This is a genomic window from Candidatus Yanofskybacteria bacterium, assembly GCA_003514055.1.
In the GTDB taxonomy this organism is placed as follows: Bacteria; Patescibacteriota; Minisyncoccia; order 2-02-FULL-40-12; family GWA2-44-9; genus UBA12115.
In genome coordinates this window covers 102,894-127,090 of the sequence record DOSG01000002.1, presented here as the reverse complement: position 1 = coordinate 127,090, position 24,197 = coordinate 102,894, and the positions used below count along the sequence as shown (strand labels likewise).

The 24,197-nt window shown below is 43.3% G+C and carries 29 protein-coding genes; 5 read left to right on the top strand and 24 right to left on the bottom strand.

Going from position 1 to position 24,197, the window contains the following annotated elements; genetic code table 11:
* Positions 1 to 72: 72 nt before the first annotated feature.
* The 10 genes from DEG18_01250 to DEG18_01205 form a co-directional block, all read right to left on the bottom strand.
* The gene (locus DEG18_01250; protein HBX58223.1) at positions 73 to 273 is read right to left on the bottom strand and encodes a cold-shock protein; all 201 of its coding nucleotides are present in this window, start codon (positions 271 to 273) and stop codon (positions 73 to 75) included.
* A 578-nt stretch (positions 274 to 851) separates the two neighbouring features.
* Complete coding sequence (locus DEG18_01245) at positions 852 to 1,181, bottom strand: hypothetical protein (protein HBX58222.1); 330 nt, start codon at positions 1,179 to 1,181, stop codon at positions 852 to 854.
* A gap of 135 nt (positions 1,182 to 1,316) precedes the next feature.
* Entirely contained in the window at positions 1,317 to 1,655 is a 339-nt protein-coding gene (locus DEG18_01240; GenBank protein HBX58221.1) for a hypothetical protein, read from the bottom strand.
* Between the two features lie 39 nt (positions 1,656 to 1,694).
* Complete coding sequence (locus tag DEG18_01235; GenBank protein ID HBX58220.1) at positions 1,695 to 2,648, bottom strand: hypothetical protein; 954 nt, start codon at positions 2,646 to 2,648, stop codon at positions 1,695 to 1,697.
* A 115-nt stretch (positions 2,649 to 2,763) separates the two neighbouring features.
* Positions 2,764 to 3,897, bottom strand: a complete 1,134-nt coding sequence (locus DEG18_01230) for a hypothetical protein (protein ID HBX58219.1) — start codon at positions 3,895 to 3,897, stop codon at positions 2,764 to 2,766.
* A gap of 60 nt (positions 3,898 to 3,957) precedes the next feature.
* Positions 3,958 to 4,518 carry a class F sortase gene (locus DEG18_01225; GenBank protein HBX58218.1) on the bottom strand — a complete coding sequence of 187 codons (561 nt, stop codon included), beginning with the start codon at positions 4,516 to 4,518 and terminating at the stop codon, positions 3,958 to 3,960.
* 48 nt (positions 4,519 to 4,566) lie between these two features.
* The gene (locus DEG18_01220) at positions 4,567 to 5,436 is read right to left on the bottom strand and encodes a hypothetical protein (GenBank protein ID HBX58217.1); all 870 of its coding nucleotides are present in this window, start codon (positions 5,434 to 5,436) and stop codon (positions 4,567 to 4,569) included.
* A gap of 4 nt (positions 5,437 to 5,440) precedes the next feature.
* A complete protein-coding gene (locus DEG18_01215) occupies positions 5,441 to 5,791 on the bottom strand; it encodes a YggT family protein (protein HBX58216.1) in 351 nt (116 codons plus the stop codon).
* Between the two features lie 28 nt (positions 5,792 to 5,819).
* Positions 5,820 to 6,068, bottom strand: a complete 249-nt coding sequence (locus tag DEG18_01210; GenBank protein HBX58215.1) for a GlsB/YeaQ/YmgE family stress response membrane protein — start codon at positions 6,066 to 6,068, stop codon at positions 5,820 to 5,822.
* Between the two features lie 37 nt (positions 6,069 to 6,105).
* On the bottom strand, positions 6,106 to 6,687 hold the full coding sequence (locus DEG18_01205) for a hypothetical protein (protein HBX58214.1): 582 nt from the start codon (positions 6,685 to 6,687) through the stop codon (positions 6,106 to 6,108).
* A gap of 17 nt (positions 6,688 to 6,704) precedes the next feature.
* Here DEG18_01205 and DEG18_01200 point away from each other — a divergent pair, with 17 nt between their 5' ends.
* Positions 6,705 to 7,328 carry a hypothetical protein gene (locus DEG18_01200; protein ID HBX58213.1) on the top strand — a complete coding sequence of 208 codons (624 nt, stop codon included), beginning with the start codon at positions 6,705 to 6,707 and terminating at the stop codon, positions 7,326 to 7,328.
* A 70-nt stretch (positions 7,329 to 7,398) separates the two neighbouring features.
* On the opposite strand, the gene DEG18_01195 is transcribed toward DEG18_01200, so the two are convergent.
* Positions 7,399 to 7,782 (bottom strand): hypothetical protein, encoded by a 384-nt coding sequence (locus tag DEG18_01195; GenBank protein HBX58212.1) that lies wholly within the window; start codon positions 7,780 to 7,782, stop codon positions 7,399 to 7,401.
* A 146-nt stretch (positions 7,783 to 7,928) separates the two neighbouring features.
* Here DEG18_01195 and DEG18_01190 point away from each other — a divergent pair, with 146 nt between their 5' ends.
* The 3 genes from DEG18_01190 (at position 7,929) to DEG18_01180 (ending at position 10,138) form a co-directional block, all read left to right on the top strand.
* Positions 7,929 to 8,693: a hypothetical protein gene (locus tag DEG18_01190; GenBank protein ID HBX58211.1), complete on the top strand. Its 765-nt coding sequence runs from the start codon at positions 7,929 to 7,931 to the stop codon at positions 8,691 to 8,693.
* 9 nt (positions 8,694 to 8,702) lie between these two features.
* Positions 8,703 to 9,359, top strand: a complete 657-nt coding sequence (locus tag DEG18_01185) for a hypothetical protein (protein ID HBX58210.1) — start codon at positions 8,703 to 8,705, stop codon at positions 9,357 to 9,359.
* Between the two features lie 257 nt (positions 9,360 to 9,616).
* Positions 9,617 to 10,138, top strand: a complete 522-nt coding sequence (locus DEG18_01180) for a hypothetical protein (GenBank protein ID HBX58209.1) — start codon at positions 9,617 to 9,619, stop codon at positions 10,136 to 10,138.
* Between the two features lie 394 nt (positions 10,139 to 10,532).
* Here DEG18_01180 and DEG18_01175 read toward each other — a convergent pair whose 3' ends face one another.
* The 12 genes from DEG18_01175 to DEG18_01120 all read right to left on the bottom strand — a co-directional run bounded on the left by DEG18_01175 (position 10,533) and on the right by DEG18_01120 (position 21,763).
* Positions 10,533 to 11,864, bottom strand: coding sequence for a cysteine desulfurase (locus DEG18_01175; protein HBX58208.1), 1,332 nt, complete (start codon positions 11,862 to 11,864; stop codon positions 10,533 to 10,535).
* A 195-nt stretch (positions 11,865 to 12,059) separates the two neighbouring features.
* Entirely contained in the window at positions 12,060 to 12,446 is a 387-nt protein-coding gene (locus DEG18_01170; protein HBX58207.1) for a hypothetical protein, read from the bottom strand.
* A gap of 275 nt (positions 12,447 to 12,721) precedes the next feature.
* Positions 12,722 to 13,162 carry a hypothetical protein gene (locus DEG18_01165; GenBank protein HBX58206.1) on the bottom strand — a complete coding sequence of 147 codons (441 nt, stop codon included), beginning with the start codon at positions 13,160 to 13,162 and terminating at the stop codon, positions 12,722 to 12,724.
* 10 nt (positions 13,163 to 13,172) lie between these two features.
* Entirely contained in the window at positions 13,173 to 14,396 is a 1,224-nt protein-coding gene (locus DEG18_01160) for a multidrug ABC transporter substrate-binding protein (GenBank protein ID HBX58205.1), read from the bottom strand.
* Complete coding sequence (locus DEG18_01155; protein ID HBX58204.1) at positions 14,393 to 15,100, bottom strand: ABC transporter; 708 nt, start codon at positions 15,098 to 15,100, stop codon at positions 14,393 to 14,395. Before DEG18_01155 ends, DEG18_01160 begins: the two co-directional genes overlap by 4 nt.
* A 28-nt stretch (positions 15,101 to 15,128) precedes the next feature.
* Positions 15,129 to 16,865 carry a hypothetical protein gene (locus DEG18_01150; GenBank protein ID HBX58203.1) on the bottom strand — a complete coding sequence of 579 codons (1,737 nt, stop codon included), beginning with the start codon at positions 16,863 to 16,865 and terminating at the stop codon, positions 15,129 to 15,131.
* Between the two features lie 6 nt (positions 16,866 to 16,871).
* The gene (locus DEG18_01145) at positions 16,872 to 17,438 is read right to left on the bottom strand and encodes a hypothetical protein (protein HBX58202.1); all 567 of its coding nucleotides are present in this window, start codon (positions 17,436 to 17,438) and stop codon (positions 16,872 to 16,874) included.
* Positions 17,425 to 17,865 carry a hypothetical protein gene (locus DEG18_01140; GenBank protein ID HBX58201.1) on the bottom strand — a complete coding sequence of 147 codons (441 nt, stop codon included), beginning with the start codon at positions 17,863 to 17,865 and terminating at the stop codon, positions 17,425 to 17,427. The genes DEG18_01145 and DEG18_01140 overlap by 14 nt, the downstream gene beginning before the upstream one ends.
* Before the next feature lie 65 nt (positions 17,866 to 17,930).
* On the bottom strand, positions 17,931 to 18,488 hold the full coding sequence (locus tag DEG18_01135; protein HBX58200.1) for a hypothetical protein: 558 nt from the start codon (positions 18,486 to 18,488) through the stop codon (positions 17,931 to 17,933).
* A gap of 147 nt (positions 18,489 to 18,635) precedes the next feature.
* On the bottom strand, positions 18,636 to 19,403 hold the full coding sequence (locus DEG18_01130; GenBank protein HBX58199.1) for a lantibiotic ABC transporter permease: 768 nt from the start codon (positions 19,401 to 19,403) through the stop codon (positions 18,636 to 18,638).
* 44 nt (positions 19,404 to 19,447) lie between these two features.
* Complete coding sequence (locus DEG18_01125; GenBank protein ID HBX58198.1) at positions 19,448 to 20,491, bottom strand: hypothetical protein; 1,044 nt, start codon at positions 20,489 to 20,491, stop codon at positions 19,448 to 19,450.
* Positions 20,492 to 20,638: 147 nt separating this feature from the next.
* The gene (locus tag DEG18_01120; GenBank protein ID HBX58197.1) at positions 20,639 to 21,763 is read right to left on the bottom strand and encodes a hypothetical protein; all 1,125 of its coding nucleotides are present in this window, start codon (positions 21,761 to 21,763) and stop codon (positions 20,639 to 20,641) included.
* Between the two features lie 430 nt (positions 21,764 to 22,193).
* Here DEG18_01120 and DEG18_01115 point away from each other — a divergent pair, with 430 nt between their 5' ends.
* Positions 22,194 to 23,495, top strand: a complete 1,302-nt coding sequence (locus DEG18_01115) for a hypothetical protein (protein HBX58196.1) — start codon at positions 22,194 to 22,196, stop codon at positions 23,493 to 23,495.
* Positions 23,496 to 23,573: 78 nt separating this feature from the next.
* Here DEG18_01115 and DEG18_01110 read toward each other — a convergent pair whose 3' ends face one another.
* Entirely contained in the window at positions 23,574 to 24,086 is a 513-nt protein-coding gene (locus DEG18_01110) for a hypothetical protein (GenBank protein ID HBX58195.1), read from the bottom strand.
* Positions 24,087 to 24,197: the final 111 nt, after the last annotated feature.

Here is a 24,197-nt window from a genome sequence, read left to right as displayed (position 1 = left end):
TACTACTATCTCGACGAATTTTAGATAATAAAAAACCAGCCCCCGACTGGGGGGCTGGTTTTTTAAATCGGTTTACTGAGCCTTTGCTACATTCTTAGCGCTAGGTCCCTTGTCGCCATCAACGACATCAAAGGTGACGCTATCGCCAAGTCTCAGCTCGGCATAGGTTACGCCTACCAAATCGTTAGAGTGAAAGAAAAGATCTTTCGTTTCACCTTCGCGAGAGATAAATCCAAAACCTTTTTCCGTAAGTGTCTTAATTGTTCCAGTCATTTTTTTAAATTGTATAACTCTTTTTATTTTTTTAGAAACCCGACCACGTCTCTTTGTATATCAATAATGCTCCATTTATCTTATTTTGTCAATTGTCTTGACTATTTGAACCAAAATCAACAATAAAACGCCCTAAAAGGCCGTTTTATTTACTTAAAAGCTAAAGTCTATTTCCGTCTTTTAGCGGCTATCTTAGCTAACAGAAGCGCTTTTGCCGCAAGACGTTTCTTAGTCTTGTGAGAATGCGACTTCCTGTTCAGACTGCTCAATGCTCCTTTTCGTTTTGCCATAATATCAACAGTCTACCGTTTTTTTAAATTATTGGCAACCGTTGGCGATTAAAAAATCACAGCAGATAAATTTCGACTGGTTGCCAAAAAAACTATGCCAACTAAAATGGCAACGGCCACAATAATTAATAGAATGCCTAGCGAGTTAGATCTTAGCCAGTTTTTCATTAAATATTAACTACTCAGTATGTACATAATTCTATCACAAATATAGAAACAAAAAGACCCTGCATGCAAAAGGCAAAGCCTTTTGCATGCAGGGCACGGACCCCATCAACAAAAAAGAGATTACTCTACTGGCAGAATCTCATGCAATTTTCCATTCTTAACTCCTAGGCTTTTCAGGCCAGAACGAAGCGGTTTGCCACGTCGAACCGCTTCTCGAAGAAGTTCTTGTGCAGTCTCATCATCTCCTTGAGCTCGCAGAGAATCATTCTCCATTATTACAAAGTCTTCACCTTTTAATCTAGAGTAGGGCCCCGATTCTTCAACTTTCAATACTAGAGGTTCTTCCTCAATCACTTGAGCGATGTACCTGCTGATCGCTCTAGTAATCATTATCACCAAAAAACTTCCTACACGCCTTGAGGCTCTAGGAGCAATTGGCTTATGTGCCATAAGTCTTCTCGAAAGAAGGATTTGCGATTGTCTTCATAATCTTCGCCTTCCACGATAATGAGCTTAAACTAAAATACCACCTACGTGGTATTCGTCAAGTCTATCGTTACGCTTTCGAGGGCGTAATGCCTCTCGTTAGCTAGTCAGCACCCACTGACCATCAGCTAATGAGGCTTGCGGGCCTGCCGGTCCGCAATAATCATCTCCAACATAGACGCTATGAATTTCCGTCTCTGCCGCTTGATCACCGCTCGGATAAACTCCTTTCCTTATATAAAATATCTCCAGAGACTCGCCTTCTCTTGTTCCTGGAGCAATCGCATCGATTCGATACAAATTACCCTTAGCGTCTAAACATCTCTTAGTCTCCTGAAATTCCCCTCCTACCATCTGCCTTATTATCTCACTAACCTCGTCTGGCGTAGGGATGTGCTCAACTTTTTGCTCAAATGTATCCGGTGTTTTTTCACTCATAATTATATTTAATCACTAACGTAAATTTTCGTCCACAAGTTATTTCGCCAGCAACTCCTTGCCGTGATTATAGGAGTCGCGTTTTCTAAAGACACTATTGGCTCTTCCTCTGCCATCTTCATTATCTGGTTCGATATGAATATTTGCCGATTTGAGACCTGGGAATGCCTTATGTAGGGCAATTTTAGCCTGATGACAAATATCATCGTGGGCCTCCTCAATCGTTAAATCCTTATTTGTGCCCAAGTGCAAATCTAAATAAAATGCTTCTTCCCTGCCCCTCGAACGAACCGCATGACAAAATTCTACGCCAGGTACGGCTAGAACTATTTTAGTTACCGCAGAAGGTGATACGACTTGGCCATCAGCCAAAGTCTTAGCGGTAGACACGATTATTTCCCATATAACCCTCAGCACAAACAGGCCGACTAGTAATGATAGTGCCCCATCTAGCCAATTCCATCCGATCCTGCTAATTATCAGAACGCCAGCAACGACTAGACTCGAAACCCACAGATCGCTCTTGGTTTCATTAGAATCTGCGATCAAGAACTCACTTTTTAAACTTCTGCCGGCCCCACCTTCATACCAAATAGTGATAATGTTTATACCTATAGAAGCCACAACGATTATCATCATAAATGGATTGACCTGAATCTCCTGCGGATGCATCAGACGATGAATGCCACCTTCGAAAATCTTATAGCAAGTAACAGATATTATCGAAACAATTAAAAGCGTTACGAAGGATTCGAATTTGTCATAACCATAGGCGTATTTATCGTCGGGCTTCTTCTTCGCCAATCGTATACCCAAAAATCCAATTATATTAGACAGCGAGTCTCCAAGAGAATGAAATCCATCCGCTGCAATTGCTAAAATGCCAGTATAAAATCCGAGAACTATCTTGATTAAACAGGCCACCAAATTCATAAAGAATGTCCGAACAAGTACCTTCTGTATTTCTTCCAGCCGTTTCTTTTGGATTTCCATACATCAATTTAACCACTTTCCCCCAAATATTTCTAATATAAAAACGCCAAAAGCCATTTTTAAATGGCTTTTTTTAATACCTAAGCTTAGCCCGTTAATTTGAAAATATTGAGACCTACTTATGACTAATGGCATCCCTAAGAATCGCTACTATTTCAGCATTTATTAACTTAGAATTGAGAATCTTTCGAACATTATTTATCTGCTTAGGCATTATTTGCTGTCCACAAAGTAGTTTAACTCTCTTCGTAACCTCCTTCATATCTTTAAAAGAAATCACCATATTCTCCAGACCGGCTATTTTTAATATTTCGGCACATCCCATGTTCTCGCTTACAAGGACGGGTATCCCCATGCAGACCGCCTCCATCGGGACGTTACCAAATGTCTCAAATATAGAAGGGCAGATAATTAGTCCCTGGGCAGAATAGAAATTCAACAACTCTTCATGAGTCATCGAGGCGAGTCTATTTATGCTCTTCGGCATCCCCATTATTTTTGAGTCGCTAGTTACAAACGATGCCTCGTGCCTCCAACCATCTTTTTGTAATGCCTTGTGAATATCAAAAAAGGCTTTAAAATTCTTTATGCTATCCCACCTACCAATGGCAGCGATCCTCCTTTCGGTCGTCCTAAAAATCGTATAGTCCTCTTTCACGTTAAATGAGTTGGGAATTATAAAGGCATTCTCAATCTCTCCTTTATATATTTCTTTCTCAACAAGGTCCTTGCATAAACGCGACGGGAAAACGAAGCGGCTCACCCTCTTTCTAAATGATTTCTCTATCTGATTGAAAAACTTCCTAAGCTTCGGCTTGAGATGCTCTGTCTCTTTTGTATATACTCCCGCATACCGCAACACTATTGGTATTTTTAACTCGTGGGCGGCTATGGAAATCAGCCATGGTACATAATATGTCCCATTCAAAAATACGACATCTGGCTTATCCTTGGCCAGAATATCTTTAATTATATTTATGATAGCCCTATACTTTTTCTCGAGGTCTCCCAGAGATTTAGAGCTATATATAGCTTTATATATCGAGATGTCGTGAATGTTTATAATGTGATGCGCAAACCAATCCAAAGAAAGATGTCGAAACATCGTAGGCTCAAGTACGTATCTTTTTGCATTTAACTCAAGGCCAATTACACCATCTCCTTCTCCGTGGATTGAATCTAAAAAATTGATGTTTGACCGAGTTATACCTCCAAGATATTCTCTAGTTACGTTGGTAGCTATTCTCATTTTGACTCTTATTATAACACAGATTATGTGCCATGGGAATCCCTGGGATTAAATCTTGGCTCACATCTCTCTGTCGGTAAATACCACTAATCGTTGGGAATAGCTTTTAGATGCTTCGTCCCAAGTACCTTCACAGGTAATTAGATTTAGGTGCGATCTTTCATCATTGGATATAAATATTTCAGAAGAGTCTGCATCTGGATCATATCGACGACTTTCGCGCACTATAAATGACACTAGCAAGCCCCTATCGTCTTGAACCTCAATCTTATCTCCCGGTCTTAGATTATGTAAATCTGAGAATACTGCCTTATCGCCACGTTCATCGTCGACATGACCATCAATCACCGCACTGCCGCTTTCTCCTGGACGAGGGCCCAAACTATACCATCCAGTATTTACCGGGAACTTTGGAACATCCATGAGCCCATCATCTGTTATCGCCACCTGCTCAATCACCGCATCAACACCAATGCTTACGATTTTAATCCGTACTGGGATCCCAATTCTATCGCCTTTTTGATTTAACCCGGGATATGCCAAACTATATATAAAAAATATGGCCGGAAGTCCAAGTAAAACTATACCCGATAACCACCATCTTATAATTCGTGTATACAAATATTTATATAATTAAATTCACGCCTGACACTACCAGAGAAGATTTACTTAATTTGGGCCGAAACCCGTATTTGGCAACTTCGGTGTTGGAGTTGGGGTAACCGTAGGAGCCGGAGTTACCGTAGGCGACGCTGTCGGTGTTGGCGAAGGTGTTGGAGTTGGTGTTATTGTAGGCGATACCGTTGGTATCGGCGTTGACGAAGAAGTTGGCGTTGGTGTCGCTACTATACATACTGGCCTAGTGATCGGGCTTGTGTCGAGAGTTACCGCGCCATTCCGTGCCAACACCCTGCCGTTGATTGACGCACCAGTAGTCGCCGTGACAGACGCGAATGCCAAGATAGTCCCGGAAAAGCTTGAATTTGTTCCTAGTGTAGCAGAAGAACCAACTTGCCAAAAAACGTTACAAGCTTGAGCGCCATTTATAAGATTTATCGTACTTCCCGATGCTGTAGTTAGCGTAGAGCCAATCTGAAAAATAAACACTGCATTTTGGTTCCCCTGACCATCTAGGGTTAATCCGCCAGTAAGGCCGATTGATGTCGCAGAATTATATACTCCCGGCGTCAGGGTCAATCCACCCAGATCGCCAGATATTATTACGGCACCAGCTTGCGTGCTAGCCAAATTATAAGCCGTAACTAGGTCTATCTGCGCCTGAGCAGCCACGCCATCAGTTATGTGCTGCGTACCATTGACTACTCCAGGCGGAAATCCCGTAACCGAAGCACCAGGATTCAATCCTAGGTCTCCGTTTACAACAGTAGACCCGATATTGGTAATCGTTGAACTTCCGAGTACTGCAAAATTACCAGCCGCGCCAAGATTTATCGTAGTCGCAGCTAGACTAGCCCCAGACACGTCAAGGACAAAAGAAACTACCAGCGCGACCATCAAAATTTTTCCAAATATTTTCATGATATTATTTTTCGTTAAGCTTGGCTGCTGCTTCTGGAGTTGATACGGTCTTGCTCATTAGAAATAATCTAATGATTGCCATGGCTATCATCCAATATACAAACATAGCGAGAAGAGTAGTCCATTCGAAGACGCTACTTTCTACAACAGTCTTTGGAAACACCGCTAGAAAAGGTGCGATAAATGGCCAAGTCACAGAATAGATAAGATTCGTAAAGCCCGCGCCAGGATTTGCTGCCATCAATTTTAATATAAGACGAAAAGCAAGCAGCACCTCTAAAATCGATAAAATGTACCACACGACCTGAGCGCCTCTAAATAACGGCTTCGTAGTTGGAGAATTGTATGAGTCCATATTTTTAATGTTATGTTGTTAATATTTTTTAGCGACGTAATGCTTTCACTATTGCGATTAATACACACGCACCAATCAATGCCACCACAAAACTGTATAGATTAAATCCCCCAACACCACTTGCTCCGATAACGCTCATCAACCAACCACCTATAACTGCTCCGACGATACCCACTGCTATATTTAACAATGCTCCCTGCTCAGCGTCGGTCTTCATTATCATAGAAGCCACCCAGCCAACTAATGCGCCGAATATGATCCATAATATAATTCCCATATGTTTTTATTAATTATTTTTTATTTTACCTAGACGATTATGATATTTTCTTAAGTTTTACAATCTCTTGCTCCAGCTTCTCAATGTTAACCTCCAATTTATGCGCACGCTCCGCGAACTTGGATTCGACTTGATTAGCATGACTAGCGAGAGTCTCGGCGACAAGCATCATGTCTGTAACATCTTCCATGGCCAGAAGTATAATCGGTGGAAATAATTTTGAAGTCATCTCCTCTTTGGGATGGATCTGTCTAGCATTTAAAATCATGACCTTACGGCCTATAACAGGAAACTCGTGAGCAACCTCGAAGCCTTTGAAAAATGAATTTCTGGGCAATATATCTTCGAGGAGTTTCCGAAGCGATGGAATATTCCATTGACCATTTCCGAGTTCATAGACAACCTTTCCTTCGGTATCTTTTGACTCGACTTGGAAAAGTCTATAGAAGGAATCATTAGCCGCCATCACTCGAAGGTCTTTGTTAAGAATCAGGACCGGTTCTCGAACCACATCGACTACCGTTCTGATGTATGTCCAACTTTCCTCCCATAAACGCTTCACAAAATCAGGGCCTATGGCCTCGATTCCTATACTATTCTTGTTTTTTATTGGTTTCATAATAATGAAGCCTGCCAATGATCAAAATTATTACAGCTGGCTATTGTGCAAAAAAGGGGTCACAATTGATCTACACTATCACTCCTCGCACGATAATGTGCAATTTGGCCGCTTTATTCATAAACATGGACGAAACCACTCAAGAAATACAACAAAAGGTGGCATTTACTATAGTTCACGGAGATTACGAAAAAAAGCTTCGCTCGTATGCCTTTTTTAAGATACGTAACCGCATGACTAGCGAAGATTTAGTCCAGAATACATTCATTAAAACTTGGAGTTATATAGTCAAGGGCGGAAAGATCGAAATTATGAAAGCCTTTCTCTATCATGTTCTCAACAATCTTATCGTCGACGAATATAGGAAACGAAAGACAACCTCACTTGATGCCCTGCTAGAGAAAGGGTTCGAACCTGGGAATGATAACTCTGGACGCCTTATAGATATGCTCGACGGCAAGAAAGCGCTTATATTGATACAGCGACTTCCTAAAAAATACCAAGAGGTGATGCGTATGAAATATAGCCAAGACTTATCGCTCGAAGAAATCTCACTCGTCACCGGACAATCAAAAAATACCATTGCCGTACAACTACATCGTGGACTGGCGAAGCTCAAATTACTATATGATCCAGCATAAGTGATGGGCCTTTACTTGATTAAATCAGCCCCCCACTGGAGGCTGATTTAATTTGTACATCATAGCCGGTTTAATCGATAGAATGGTCTGCTTCAGTTATATAGCCATCAAACCAGCTAAGCCCACGCTTGTCTACGGATTGATTAGTAAAAATACCATCATACTCGCTTTTGATTGCCGCTGACCAAGCTTCCTGGTCACCCACCATTTTCTTCATAGTCTCTAAGCCTGCCTGGGCTAATCTAGTCTGGTCTGCAGCTTCGGTGGAACTCGAAAAAATTGTCACAAATTGAGACGCCCCGAATATCACACCACCAACCAACAATAAGATAACTACCCCAAGAAAAATAACAATTCCAGCCGCTTTTAAGATTGGTCGCCAAAAATGTAAACTAGTATACCCGAAGTTGGTACTTGAGTGTATGGGATTATAGTGTTTGTCTATCATATTCATCAACGTTTCATTACTCTTATTACAAATGGTGCCGCCTCAAGACCAAATAGGTTACAACGGCCCGAACAATCATTTAGACTGTAATAACTTAAATTTTGTATCGGCTTACTATTGAATGTATAATCTAAAAAAATAAATACTGAGAAATGACCATCAACAAATCAATCAATATAATCGGCGTAATTCTTGTCGTTGCAATAGTCGGGATTGTACTGTTTGGATATGGTAAAAATCCACAACCAACACAGACCCCAAGTCCCAGTATCTCACCTACGCCGACCGGCACATTAGTTTCACCAAGCCCAAGTCCATCGGCAAGTAAACCCTCAGAAACTCCTCTGAGTTTTTCTCTCGCTGTTCCCTTCACGCCCCAGGCGCCGATCGGCAATTGGGACCAACTTCACAATGAAGCCTGCGAAGAAGCTAGCGCCATAATGGCCGGGGCATACTTTGCCGGCGACACAAGAGAAAAAATTCCGGCCGCCGAGGTGGAAATAGAAATTACCAAATTGACTAAGTGGCAGGATACGAATTTCGGCTACTATTTAGATACTGACGCAGTAGAAACTGCAGAAATGATTGAATCGGTATACGGCCTTAAAACTAACCTAGTAAAAAACTTTACCGAAAACGATATTAAATCGGCCCTACTAGCAGGTAAAGTACTTATAATTCCGGTTAATGGCCGCAAACTCAATAATCCGAACTATAAGCAACCGGGGCCAATTTATCATATGTTAGTAATTCGCGGCTATACAGCCACAAAAATTATCACCAATGATTCTGGCACAAGAAACGGCGAGAATTATCTATATTCATTCTCGACCATTAACAATGCCACGGCTGATTGGGATCATGCCATCGACACAATCGACGAAAGCAAATCCGTCATGATCGTTGTTTCAAAATAATCCACCAATATGCAAAATATTTTTTCGACGCACAGACGCACGATGAGCCTGCTCGGACTGGGCCTTATCGGACTGATCATCGTAATGACTAACTGGCCACTACCCGAGACCCTCGTTCTGGCCGTACCCTTTACTGATCAAGCTCCGACGGGGAGATGGGACCGTAACGAAGATTGCGAAGAGACAAGCATCGCCATGGCTCACGCCTATTTCGAAGGCAACAGAGATAATGAGTTAACAGTAGCCCTAGCCCAAGAATATATAGCCAAACTAAGAAAATGGGAGGCAAACAATATTGGCTACAACGCCGACACTGGCGCTTACACCACTTCTCGAATGGCTGAAAAAGTATTTGACATAACCGTTAAGCAAATAAGAGATTACACCGAAAAGGATTTAAAGAAAGAGCTGAGCAGAGGCCATGTCGTTCTCCTGCCAATAAATGCCCGATTATTGCCGATCTACACGGACTCAGGGCCTTTTTACCACATGATCGTGGTGCGCGGCTACAATGCCTCTGGATTCATAGTAAATGATCCAGGCACCACTCAAGGCAATGGTATGATTTATTCTTTTGATACGCTCAAGCAAGCAGCGGCAGATTGGAATAATTCTGCCAAGACCATGGATGCCACCATAAAGATAGCCCTCATCCTCTCAAAGTAGATTCTAAAGCCTACTAGCTATCCGCATCAGCGATCAATTGCAATGTATAGATGCTTTGTACGGCATCAAAAGTGATCGGGATCAAAATGGGTAGTATTTTTTAACTCGCTACCCAGGTCGTAGCCCGCGGTAGAATAATTAACTTAATTTAAGCACCGATAATTTACTAGTTTCATCAAAACTCGTGATTACTTAGTACTTATTTTAACAACTGAATGCAAATATCAAAACACAACATATTTATTGTCTCTTTCCTAATGATCGGCCTAGGACTACTCGGAGGGATGTTCGTTAGTAATCATACTCAAGTAGCCTCGGCTAACGCAACTTGCACTGTCGACACATCGCTACTGACAAGTCTATATGGAGCGATATTCCATCGACCCCTAGATTCAGGTGCATCTTTCCACGCAGGGAAGCCTTTGAGCGAAGTGTTGGCGACGATATCAAACTCTCCTGAACATTTGGCTTATACCGGAGTATTCAACGCAGTTAAAGCCCTTGAAGAAGCTCAAAGAAATCCGAATGGTCTCTCGGATGCCGATAAACAAAAATACCTCTTAATGGTAGACTCTTCATTATCGACAATCTCAGCTTGGACTGGAACTTTATCCTCTCAAGCTCTACAAAATCGTACCATCGGACCAGTTCAGGCTAGAAATGCCATTCAAGAAGTTTATTATAACTTGAATGCAAACGCCCAAGCAAAAGCTCAGTATGGATTGTTCAACGCCTCAGTTAGAATCGGCGAGCCACAATACATGCAGATGCCGCAATAAGACAAAGACTCGTTTATAGTTCCCCAGGAATAAAAAGATGATCCACTCATGGATCATCTTTTTATTCCTTCCTAAATACGCGGATATTAATCCAGATATTTTTATATGATCGCTCGTTGGGCAATTTATTTAGTAAACAAAAACCCCGGGGGTAGAACCCCCCGGGGGCTGATAGCCGTCGCGTAGACGACTATCGAACGAACTTGACGTTGTCGGTGTAGAACGGCCCGGCCGAAAAGCCGTTGCCATCCCTGACCCGAACCTGTTCGTCGCCGCCGCAGCAGCCGTGGGTGAACTCTGTCACCCTGTATTCCTGCCCACGGCGACTCACGATCGAGCCGACCTTGATACGCGAGTCAACCTTCGACTGATCCTGGCTCATGTGTCACCTCTCCTACTGGATGTGGTCCAAGTACTCCCTTGCCACCTCGAGAATCCGTGAAACATCGCTCGCCACGTTGGCGTAGCCAAATGAAATTCTGATGCTCCCGTTGGGAGCCGCATCGAATTGCGGCTCGTTTGGGTCGACCACGAAGCCATACACCTGCTCGTTAGCCCCGGGGTTGCAGAAGTCGCCCGCCCGGACGTGAACTCCACGCTCAGAGGCGAACTCTTCAAACCTTCTCACTGACAAGTATTCGCCGTCTTTGCGAACGGCGCAAGCCACGGTGTCCGTACCACGCGGGCTGTGAATGACGAACAAGGCGTCTCCCACTGCCAAGCCCTTGAGCTCGTCACGGAGCTGGGTAGCCAACGCGATGGCGTGCCGATTCCGATCCCCAAACTCCTCGAGGAACTCGAGCCCTTCCATGATCGCCGGGATCATCTGGAAGTTGATGGTTCCGTCCTCGTACTTCGACGCCCCACGATCATGGGTAAAGTAGTCGGTGGCGACCGACACCAGTCGGATCGAGCCGCCGGCGAACCACTTCTTGGCCAGCGCTGCGTAGGCCGTCTTCTTGATGATCAGGCAACCGACACCCGTTGGGAACCCGAACATCTTGTAGAACGACACCGGAACGAAGTCCGGCTTGACCGCGCTCAGATCGAGACGGCAGTTCGCGTTGTACGCGGCGGCGTCCAGAAGGACGTACCACCCGCGTTCCTGCGCCATCCCGACTAGCTCGAGCGGATGACACACCCCCGAGTAATTGCTCTTCGCCGGGTAGGCGAAGAGCTTGTTCCCACCTTCCGTACGCGGGTAGTCGAGCAGTCGGACCAACCCATCTACGTCGATCCCGAGATTGCCATTGATGGGCGCGTAGCGCACCACCCCTCCGTCACGTTTTGCGGTTTCCCGCAAGCCGTTGACCGAGTTATGGTTGTCCGCGGTGAGCAGAAGCTCACCGCCCCGGAACACGAAGTGTTCGAGGATACGGATCGCACCGGTCGCGTTCGGGGTAAAGACCACATCGTATTCATCGCTGGAAGCGTTGAGATACGACAGAATTCTCGCTCGCGTCGCCGTCACCATGTCGGAGGCGGTCTGCGATGCCCGGTGCGATGAGTGTGGGTTACCCAGCAGATGCGACGTCAGAAACGTCGCGAACTTGCTGATGAGCGATACCGGTGGAAGCGCCGCTCCCGTCCAGTCCGCATACACTTCGCCGTCCCTCAACTGAGGGAATTCGGCAGTCCTGTCGATCTTCTTCATCCTCAAGCTCCTTATGGATACAAGAAAAAAAGCACCAAATCTAACGTATTCTGTTGTGAAGGTCCCTACCATCACTGTTGTATTAATTATAGCATAAACAGGCGGTTTCGTCAATCGCAACAGCTTAGACCTGTCTAGGCCATCAATCTTACTGTTTTAGCAAGGAGAAATGAACGTTCCTCCCCTATTTTGCGGGTTGAAAAGAGGAAAAATCGAGCCTTAATTAGTGTTGCATAAGATCAACACGTATATCGGGCACTCCATGGTCTATCGCACCGACAAATCTCCAACATAGAAATTAACTAATTGATCAGCCGGTTTCTGCTTACCTCCATGCTGATTGTTAAAATTGGCCGAGCCATCAGTCCCACATATCTTAAGAATGCGATCAGAGCCACCGGGATGTTTATCAATCCACGAAGTAAGGTCATAAATCTTTCCATTAACCACGCTCCAGCAGCTTGGTCTGCCATTATGACTAGCAACATCTAAAAGAGTATGCCCAGAAGATGTATCTTGAGATTTTGGAGTGATGGATGGACTAGCAGTCGGGCTTACCGTAGAGCTCTTATTTGTATTGTCTTTAGCTGTAAAGACGAGAATTAATACCCCCGCAGCAAGAAACACGCCTAATATTAATATTTTTTTATACATAGAATAATATGTAATCAATTATTTTGGCTAGAGATTCTCTTTTTGCTCTTTATAATGCCCACGATACCAACAATAGCCGCTATCAGTCCGAGTCCTTGCGCTCCTGGACTATCGTCGTATCCACCGTACACAACCATGAATACGCCAAACAATATTGCAAGAATAGAATAAGTTATCCTAGTTTTATTCATACGAAAATTTTATCATATTCATGTCAGATTGACTAAAGAGTAAGGGAGCGCTCGGCAATCGATATGTGCAACTTGGGCTTGCTATTAATTGGATGGCGTTGGACTTGGTAGCAAAGGTCTGATTTGGATTGATTGAGCTGTCAGGCTTCCATCAGAATTCGCAGTACCATTAGTTGTTACGGTTTCTCCGATGCTCAAGTCGGAGACAACGCCCTTGGTAAACTTTCCAATCTCTGTCGAGCCGGAATAGAACACAATCTTTGAACCACCATCTCTCATTTTAACAGTTACACTCTTGTCGTCTTTTGAGATGATCTCTCCCGAGATAACTCCTGCGCCCATACTACCTCTGCTCGGACCATTTCTAAGACCAGCTCCAGCATTATCCGCGAATTGTTGACGCTGTTCCGAAGTTAAGTTAGCAAAATTCCCTTTTCCAGCCTGAGCATATTTCATGCCTCCATAAAACGCTCCACCTCCAACTATCACTGCGACTACTATCGCCACTAATAAAAGTTTCTTCATGGTATTTTTGTTATTCGAAACGTAGCGCCTCTATGGGATTTAATTTAGCCGCCCGAGAAGCCGGGTAGTAGCCAAATACAATCCCAATAGCGGCTGAGACGCCGAATGCTAATAAAATTGAAGATATTGAAATCGATGTCGCTATGCCACCAAATCTTGAGACTAGCAGACTGACGACCCATCCGAATATTATTCCTAGCGCTCCTCCAGAAAAGGTAAGCAGTACGGCTTCGGCTAAAAATTGTAAATTAATATCTTTTCTCTTGGCGCCGATAGCCTTTCTTAACCCTATCTCTCTCGTTCTCTCCGTAACCGTGGTCAACATCATATTCATAATGCCAATTCCCCCGACAACTAAGGATATGCCCGCGACTGCGGCAAGAAGAATAGTAAAGGTATCGGTAACCGAAGATGCCGTCGCTACAATATCTGCCTGATTAAGTGTACTAAAGTCAGCAAGGGCCGGATCTGAGATATTGTGCCTATCGAGTAGTAGGGCAGTAATCTGGGCTTGTAATTCCGCCATAGAGTTCTGATCAACAGCCTGGACGCTTATTTGACTTACCGATGCATTTCCAGCCAAAAACTTTTGCGCGGTAGAAAGGGGTATATACATCGTATTGTCGGGATTATTAAATCCACTTCCCCCTTTAGCTTTCATCACTCCAATAACTTTGAACTGAACAGAACGGATACGGATTGATTGGCCGATGGGACTTACTCCTTCACCGAAAAGATCATCTCTTACCGTTGGCCCCAATACTACTACTTTGGATAAACTTCTGAGATTCTGCTCACTGATAAATGAACCATCTTCAAGCTCAACATTTCTGACTGTTAAATAACTCGGCACCGTTCCAACTACTTGAGTATTGGTATTAGTTCCCTTAGCCGTTATCTGATACCGACTAGAAAGTTCTGGGGCGACATCATTCGCTAAAACTACTTGCTCCTTAAGTGCATCAGCGTCATCTTGAGTTAATGTCTGAGCGCTACCACGACCGGCATTGACCTGAATGCCAACGCCTCGCTGAGCACCGGGCATTACGATAACCAAATTAGATCCCAAGTTTTGGATGCTCGATTCAATAGTCCCCTTGGCTCCTTGCCCAATTGAGATCATAGCGATAACTGAACCGATACCGATGACAATGCCAAGAACCGTAAGACCAGATCTGGCCTTATTCGCTAGCAAGGCTGAATATGTTTCTTCGAATAAATCAGAAATGATCATGATAGATTTGCGTGACGCTTATTTTTATTTATCTTATCCTCCACGATTAGTCCGTCTTTGATGGTTATAATTCTATCAGCATGTTCGGCCACCTCTCGCTCATGAGTGATGAGAACGATAGTTCTATTTTGCTTTTCGTTAAGAGCCTGGAAAGTATTCAAAACTATTTCTCCTGTTTTTGTATCCAAATTACCGGTGGGTTCATCTGCGAGAATTAAAGAGGGATCATTAACCAAGGCTCGAGCTATAGCAACACGTTGAATCTGCCCTCCCGAGAGCTGATTTGACCTATGATGGAAGTGAGATTCATCCATCCCGGCATTAATAAGAGCCCGTCGAGCTTTTAGCTCACGCTCTTCTTTGGGAACTCCGGCATATACCAAAGGCAATATTACGTTCCTAAGCACAGTAGCTCTTGGCAATAAGTTAAATGCCTGGAAAACAAATCCCAATTTATCTTTTCTGGTATCAGCCAATTCGTCGTCAGTCAAATTAGAGACATCATGTCCATCGAGAATATATTCGCCGCTTGTGGGGATATCCAGGGCTCCGATGATATGCATCAATGTTGATTTCCCAGATCCTGATGGACCCATAATAGCTACAAATTCACCATCAGTAATTTCAAAACTAACTCCCTTAAGAGCACTAGTTTCTATATCTCCGCTTTTATATATCTTGAATATATTATTACACTTGATCATGGCTTGATAGACTCGTCACAAGTTATTATTAGCGCATCTGCGTCCTGTTGCCTCCTCCGCCGCCAGTAGCACTTCCGCCTACCGGGAATAGACTGTTTTGGCCCTGACTTGTCGTAGTTTGAGTTGAGGCGGCGATGGTTCGAACTATAACAAGATCTCCCTCATTAAGACCACTCGTGACTTCGGTAATAGCGTCATTAGATAATCCCGTTTCAATCGTCTGCCTTTGTATGGCAGAAGATAGAGAAATGCCAGTACTATTTAAAAGACTAGCCGCCGATTCGGCATCCAATTTGTCTCCTGGTATTTCTATGTAACTTCCACTACTAGCAGATTTGATGGCTGAGTTAGGCACCACCAAAACGTCTTGCTTAGAATCAGTGATAATAGCGGCAGAAACACTCATGCCAGATTTAATTCGCTCATCTTGAGTATCAAATCCGATTTTAACATTATAACTAACCACACCCTGGCTAACCGTTCCTAGGGAATCAACTTCTAATACTTTTCCCGTGAGAGCTAAATCTTCTACTGCGTCAAAAGTAAGTGTAGCCTTTTGTCCAACTTCGACTTGAGAAATATCAACTTCGTTCAACGATATTTGAGCAATGGTTTGTTTGGTCAGCAATGTCGCTATTATCGTACCACTCGATGCCGAATCTCCAATTTCAATATCTGATTTGGCCACGATTCCAGCAAATGGCGCACGAACTGCATAGTCTGCTAGGTTACTCTTCGCATCCTGCAATGCCGCTTGTCTCTGCGCAACTGTATTCTCCTGACTTCTTATGTCTATTGGATTAGAAAGCGCCGAATCTTCAAGAGATCTTTGGGCTGATTCGATTGACCGCCTAGCGTTACCTAGACTTGAAAGAATGCTATTTAAATTACTCACTCCGCTTCCAATACTATTTTGGAAGGTAACTAATTGTTGTCGTATCTGTCCTTTATGGCCTTGCTTCGATGCTTCGTCGTTAATATTGCTCACTAGAGCATCTAGCATGTTCTGCTCGCTTTTAATGGCTTGGGCTAAAAGTTCAACCGTATTTTCTGTCGTTTCTATAATTGACGTTATTTCTTCCGGCGAAGCATCTAATCTTACATCTCTATAAGTCTTGAAATTAGGATCATAGGCGTCTTTAGCGATTTTATAATCGTATTCAGCTCGAGAGGTTATAGATTTAAATTCCTCTCTAAAGTCTTGATAAGCTAAGTTGCCATACTCGCAAACATTGCCACAACCACCAGCTTCGACATTGTTGTCATAAAGGACGCCTCGCGCTAATTCAACTAAATTTGGTAGATTTAAAAATGCATCCGAGACCTTGCTATATCCGTCCTTGTATGACTGAGCTAGATTATCTGTCGTAGTCTCCCCGCTCGTCTCCTGACTACGACGCATTTTCTCCAAAGATATTTGGGCGCTCTCGAGGCTAATCTGAGCATCACGCACCGACCGCTGAGCATCTTGCGAGTCTAAGTAAGCTAAGGCTTGACCCGCGTAAACTTGCTGTCCGGCCTTAACCCCAACATAAGTTATACTACCCGAAACCTTTGGCTTAACATCCACTTGCTGCAGGGCAGAGATCTGACCACTGCCAGTGATAGAGGCAACGATGGTTCCTTTTTCGACGGCCGCTAATACATATTTAGTTTCTATCGTGGCGTCTCCTCGAAAAAAGAAATACGAGCCAAGAGCGATGACTAAAAACCCCATGCCCAATAATATCTTCCGTTTTAAAATTATTTGTAATATTTTATTCATATATTTTTATCTTCGTGGTAAACGAGGAGACGGCTCGCCTCGCTGAAGCCCTGGCGAAGCAGGCAATGGCCGGTCTGTCGGGGAAGCAGGCATAATTCTAATGAATTTAGCCACGGTCTGGCCTTTGTCGTTAGGTTCTCCAATCACTACAATCGATTCGTCAATTGTGAGATCTTTCATTTGAATCGCATCTTTGAAGCGTCTAATATCAGTATTCGCGTTAATAACTATAATTTTCTCAACATTGTCCTTGCCTCGGACTACCAGCTCAGAACCAGCCATGTTGATTATCTGCCCAAAAGTACCATGCCCACCGATGAAATCGCCGCCATTCAATTCTTGGTTAAATTCTCCCATGAATCCATCCCTTGGTCCGGCAAAATTTCGATGATAATTTTCTCCCCAGGCATACGAGAACTTAGCCTTACGATATCCGACTGCGACTCCGACGCTAAATGTCCCCAAGAGCATGGCAAAACCAAAAAGGGCTACGATAACAACAACTATTTTTTTTGACTTAATAAAGTCCAATATTTTACTCGTAGTGGATAAATCCGAACTATTTGTGTCCATGTTTCTGTTTATTAATTAATTTAATAACCGTAAAAAGTTTTTCAAAAGCAAGAGCAGCGAGTCTGATAAAAAGGGCTAGAAAAGCTACTGAAAGAAGTAGTGCCGTGGCCGTGATGCCAGGCATCGACTCAAAGGCCGCAAAAGCAAAACTGTCCCAATATTTAATCACTACGCCAGGATCAGAGAATATAAGAGAGATGAAAAATTCTAGGTTAGATTCTGATAAGACATGTTTTATTCCGATAAAGGCAAAGATCGACAAGAACAAAAAGATCATGAGTAGGACTACAAAAAAACCCAGATATCTCTTCGCCAGAATAAGCTCTTTCTCCAAGCCCAATCTTTTTATGATGCGCGAGAATAAGCTTCGAGGAAGTCTAACCGAGGGCATATCCTCAAATCGTTGATTATCTTTTTGATCTCGCATACATACTAATACGCACAAAGGATGCACTTTGGTGCATCCTTTGTGCCCTGAAATCATTTGTATATCTAGAGTAGCTTCCTTAACAAAGCTAGGCCTCGCCTATATCTACTCTTTACGGTATTCAGCGGTTCATTGAGTAAAATGGCAATCTCCCTAAAATTTAGACCGTTATTAGAATATAGATTGATTACGGAATTATAGCCTACTGGTAGCCTAGCCAAGGCCGCTGAGAGCTTCCTAGATTGTTCTTGGGCAAATATCTGATCCGGAATTGACGGAGATTCATCAACTATAGATTCGGGGAATCCGTTTTCCTTCAAAACAGAGAAAGGCAAAGCATTCTTTTTTCTTAGCTCATCAATGGCCGTTCGTTTTGCAATGGTGAATATCCAAGTTCGAAAACTTTTAGACTGATCAAAATTTTTAAGATTTTTCCAGACTTTAACGAAAACTTCCTGTGCAACGTCAGAGGCAGTATCTTGATTACCGGTATATCTTTTAACAAAACCAAAAATAATGGGCAGATATCGCTTAATAAGCCCCTCTAGGGCTTTATCGTCTTTCCCGAGGTATTTCTGGACTAATTGTTCGTCTGTAAGACTATTCATAGGCATGAGTACCATAGCAAAAATCCGTCCAGGATTAAAGGGGCATCGCAATGACGAGAGACATAAGAAGATATTCGCCGTTATAAGCAGAATGGATACTATCAATAAAATCCTGCCCTCTTCCGCCGACAATAATAAGAGCTACAATTGCAATCGAAATAGTTAATACTGCTTGCCATAAGATATCCTCCCCACAAAAAATATAAACATAACTAGGCATATAATTACTGCGACAATGATGCTGGGATATTGCCCATTAAAACCGTCGGCCGATAGGTGCTTCAAAAGAATCCCCAAATACGCCCAGATCAGCACTAGACCATAGGCAATATTTTTATCTTTGCGCATGCGCAAGATACCAATGAGCGCGCCGACGATTAAAATAATGCTAGTCCAGACAAAGTCAGCAACTCCAAATCCCTTCCAACCAATACTGATCAAAAATACCGTTATATTAGCAATCGCTGCCACGGTAATCCAGCCAAAGTACACGCTAAATGGCGCCCAAATAAAAAACTTCTCCGACGAAGTAAATCGCTCCGCGCGAAGAACATCTGCGATCTTAATAAGAAGAACGAGTAATATCGCCATTATAAAAACTGAGAGGCCGATATAGTCATAGTGCCAAGCAAATATCCACGTCATGTTAGCAAGAGAGGTGGCGATAAAAAGTGGGTTGATCTTTCTGAAAATCCCCTCTCTTTGCTGACCGCTTTTTGTAAATTGATAAATCACATAGCCAGCCAGTAGAAGATAAATCAAGCCCCAGATAGAAAAAGTCACGCCCGCTGGTGCAAATAGGTTAGGATAGGCATTCGATATCTCTCCGGTGGAACGATTATTAATGGGCAAACTATTAGCCAAAAAATTCACCACTACCATGGCGACATAAGAGACACCGGCAAATATTTTCATAAATATGTTTTTCATAAATTTATTATACGATTTTTAAAAGATTTATATGACCAATAAGACTAACTCATAATCTTATTCTCTCGCACCTTAAGTAAGACGTATATATCAATCAAGGCCATGCAAACACTCATAGCAAGTGGCCCCAAAAGGAATCCCAACGGACCAAAGAAAGCCAGTCCACCCAAGACGGAGATGAATACCGCAAGCGAATGTAGCTGCATACCACGGCCAACAAGCTTGGGGCCCAAGAGGTTATCGATAAGGCCAACTGCTATCATCCCCCACACCAGGAGCCCAACTCCACCAAATGTGCTATTGGTAAGAAACAAAAAGATGATCGCCGGAGTAATGACCAGCGCCGTTCCAATACCAGGAAGAAAAGCAGCCACAACGGCAACGCCTCCCCAAAGCGCGGGATTAGGCACGCCGAAGATTGCAAAACCAATACCGGTTAAAGCTCCTTGAACGAGCCCAATAGCTAAGTTTCCTTTCATAGCCGCGGACACGGCCACCTTCAAGCGTGACACAATGAAATCATCATCCGTATCGTTGAGGGGACTCAGCGCAATGAGATAATTTTTTAGTCTATCGCCGTCTTTGAGAAAGAAATAAAAAGCAATAAGGAATACGAACGTATTGAGTAATATCTTGGCAAAACTTGAAAACACTGCGCCAAAGTTTCTAATCAGCACGTCTAGCCCCTGCCTAGCATATTGATCAAAGTTGAATTCAAAATCTGCAGGAATCGGGAGAATAGTGCGGGCTTGGTTTAATATATTTTCCATCGAATCAACAAAATTTCCTCCACCGCTATGCACGAGGGATTGATACAGCTGGCTAGATTCTTTGAAGATCTGAGTTCCCAAAAGCACGATCGGTAATAAGATCAGAATAATAGCGACGAGAGTTGTGAGAAATGCCGCCAAGCTCTCTCGATTTATGAAAATACCTAAAAACTTTTTGTAGATCACCTGGAAGAGAAACGCGAATACAGCAGCCAATATCAATGGACTTAAAAATGGCTTAGCTACAAAATACAAGACGATAATCGATGTCGCGAGCGCTAAAAGTAGAAAATAATGAGAATGATGTTTGTTATCCATATAATTATATTTTGCATTTACTCCTATTCTGTCATTTTTATAAAATAATTAAAAGATTGCTCTCTAAAACTATCGTTGGACTTCACTATAGAATTATAAAAAAAGATGGCCATTGTTGGCCATCAAGTCCATATTCTGGACAGATTGTTATTTCCTGATTCCGGCATACCACCAATTAACACCAAATGCCATATAGTGCCACGAGAAAGGAACATGGCCGCAATATATATTAAGCGTATCTTCGGATTTGATCTCTCTGAACATTAAAACCTGATAGTCTTTGGAATCTTGCGGAATACTCCAAAATGTCATATTCGGATAGCGGCGCGAGAATGTTTTATCTTTATGATTTACGGCGGCTAGTGCATAGGGATCTGCTCTTAACCCTAGTTCATCGTAAGCCTTATTCATCTCCTCGCCCACCAGAATATCGTCAGGATTTATCTGAAAAAATATCATCTCAACCTCCCTATCTCCTTCTGGATCGTTGAGAGCATTACACTCTTCCAGATCTAACTTCCATTCGGGAGCAGTAAACGCCTCGCTAGAAGCTAGATGTCCACTTACTAGGACCTTCCGAGAAAAAGACTTTGATATCCTGAAATGTTTCTTGGCCGATCTTGTGTCTACTGTGCCCCAATGAGAAGCAAAATAGTCTCTTTCGAGCTCCACATCTATGGAATGGACAATGGATGTGTCGAATACGGCGTCAAGATTTTTATCTTCATTATTATCACCGAGGCTCTTGTCGATACGATTAATGTCTTCAACGCTTTTTGGGATAGTCTTGCGAGGTCCATCTTCCGATGGTGATACATGCGTCGGTTCATTTATGATTGCCTCGCGATATGATGGTTGAGTATCATCATTCGCTACATGTTGATGATTTGGCCCCATAATTAGAGTACAGAACATCACCAAGACAACAATAATACTACCCAAGATAACCCGCCCTATAGCATTGCTAGGTGAGTCTCCGGGCGGAGAAGAGATGTTTGTGCTACTGGAAGAAGACGAATAACTATAGCTACCATAGTCATCATCGTCTGAGCTTGATCCTTCATCCACATCGGGCTCTTCTCTGGGAGGCTCCGGCTGGTTAGCATAACCATTATCAAACCCTCTCTCGAATGCCTCACTGTGGAAGCCCACAAGAACATCGTGCCTAAATGCTGCGCCCATCGAATTACATTGCGATCCCTCTTTTTGACCCGCCTCATAGTCTTTTTGTTCTTGAGTTTTTTCTGGTTCTGATTCCCACCAATTCGCCATGTGCCAGCTCCTTTGTAAATGTGCTTATTCAAGAAATACATCAGTTTCGTTAGGCTGTCAAGGTCTTAAATCCAGACGCATTAAGGCGGGAGCTTATTCTTTAACTCGCCAATTTATCTCGAAGGAAATAGAATACTTGCCAGGGATCTCCCACCTAGAAAACCTGAAGCAAAACAGCTGAAATTTATTCGCGTCGATTTTACCGAATCCAAACCTGTTCAAGGTTAATTCTATATCTATAACCATTTTTAAATTTAATCACAATCCATTTTAAACGTCCACGCATTCAATAAATTCAGTTTAATCGATAATCTCAGCAAAAAATTACTGCCAATAGATATAAATGATACTGGATGTCTTTTTCATTCTCGTTGCTCCGCACTCCTTTTAATGATTAAATATACTAGTGTTCCAATAAAATAATTAATATATGAGAAAAACTTTTATCTATCTTGCGATCATCGCGGCGATCCTTCTTCTACTAATCGGCGCGATGTTCGCTTCCAATATCTGCCCACCTGTCGGACCATGGCCGACTCCTCCCTGGTGCCGTGGAGAATTTATAGTACACAAATATGAAGTATCGGTTTCTCCATCCCCTCTGCCTCAAATAAAAGCGGTTAATATGTACGACACATGGGGCCGAAACTACAATATGGGAATGTTCGAAACGACGCAGGCCAATATTGAGAGTTCATTCGAACGAGTAAGAACTCTTGGCGCCAAAGAGATATTCATACACGATTTTGACAGGGCTCTATATGACGACGAGACAGACTATAAAAGTACTTCATATCAGTTAGCTGACGAAACATTCTGGAACGATATGCGTGACGAATCAATAAACTCCGAGGATCTGGAGAAGCTCGTAGAAGCCGCCCATTCACGCGGGATGAAACTTGGCATAAAAAGAAATCTGGCCTTCGTGAATATCGGGAAATTCATATTGTCTGGGATAAAAGGAGATATTACCACAGACGTCGCGAAAGATTACGAAGACTTCAACAGTTCACATACGGAAGAATGGATTTCCAATTACTTCGAAAAATGGGAATCGCGATTATCAGAGAAGGGTAAGATGTACCAGGAAGCTGGAGTCGATATTATGTCCATATCGCCCATGTTCCAGGACCCAACGTTTACTAGACACGAGGAGCTTGCGAATAGATTATGGAAAAAACTCATATCTAAGGTCAAGGAGAATTTTAAAGGAGAGATAATGACTGATCTGAATATATACGGGTTTATCGACGGCAAAAACGGAAAGGAAGATTGGACAAAATATGATTATTACAAGGAAGCCGACGTGATTGAGATAAAAATATACGCTATACCTGGCAAGTACAAAATAGACGGAGAAGAATCATTCGATGCGGCGATGGGAAGAATGATCGAAGATGTTAACCGAAAGGCCATTGCGAAGGGAATAAAGGTATCTCTATTCTTCGCACCATCCAGCTATACAGACGGCACTTTTGCTGGCCCAGTCGAATATCTCGATTCCAAAAACCCATCGATCAGAGCCCTTGAAAGTGATTACAACGAGCAAGCCAAAGCTTTTAATTCCTTCTTTTCGGTGGTCCGAGATGCAACGAATATCGTCAGGATTAACGTCGGTAATTTCGCCTGGGATGATGCTCTCGATCCAGAAGTAAGGCCCCTGATATCGATATCGGCCGGCTTCCGCAACAAACCATCTGAAGAAGTCGTTAAGGCTTGGTTCCTAAAATAAATTCGGTACGAATAAAAACAAAGGGCCTCGCACTAGACAAGGATTGAGGTCCCCTGTCTCGATGCGAGGCATGCACGCTTAGCGTGCGATCTTGAAACCAATCCGCTGCCGTAGCGAGCGAATGGCCTGAGTCGTCTTCCCCCAAAGGAAGATGAGGTCATTCTTGATACCGCCAATGAACGAATTGTTGGCGGCGTTGGGGCTGAAGGTGGCAACCTCGCCGCCAAGGTACCGGGTCACGAGGTCGATCGCCTCGACCAGGTCCTTCACGTTCGGGCTCTCAATCCGGACCACAACCGTACTCATCATAGCGGTGACCAGAACGAGAGCCTTCCCATGCGTTAGTACGGCGTTGTTCAGGTGGTCCTTTGCGAGGACCTCCATGAACTGATTTTCCCAACTGAGCATCCACCCCTGCGGGATGACCAGATCCGGGTTCGGATTGATGATCGACCCGAGAGTCCGTACTTTCTCGCCATTGTTGTCGAGCAACACCATAGTTGCCATAGCCGCTCTCCTTCCATCCGTCCAGCTGTGCTGGATCGTTGGTTTACGGTCTGTTCGCGACGCCCAGGTTAGACGCCACAACATTATTTATATTATAGCACGAAACTGTAACGTTTGCAATACCAAAAAGTGCCCATTTAAGGCACTTTTTGAAAGACGCGCCCCTCTCCTCTTGGGCATCAATTCTATAACCTA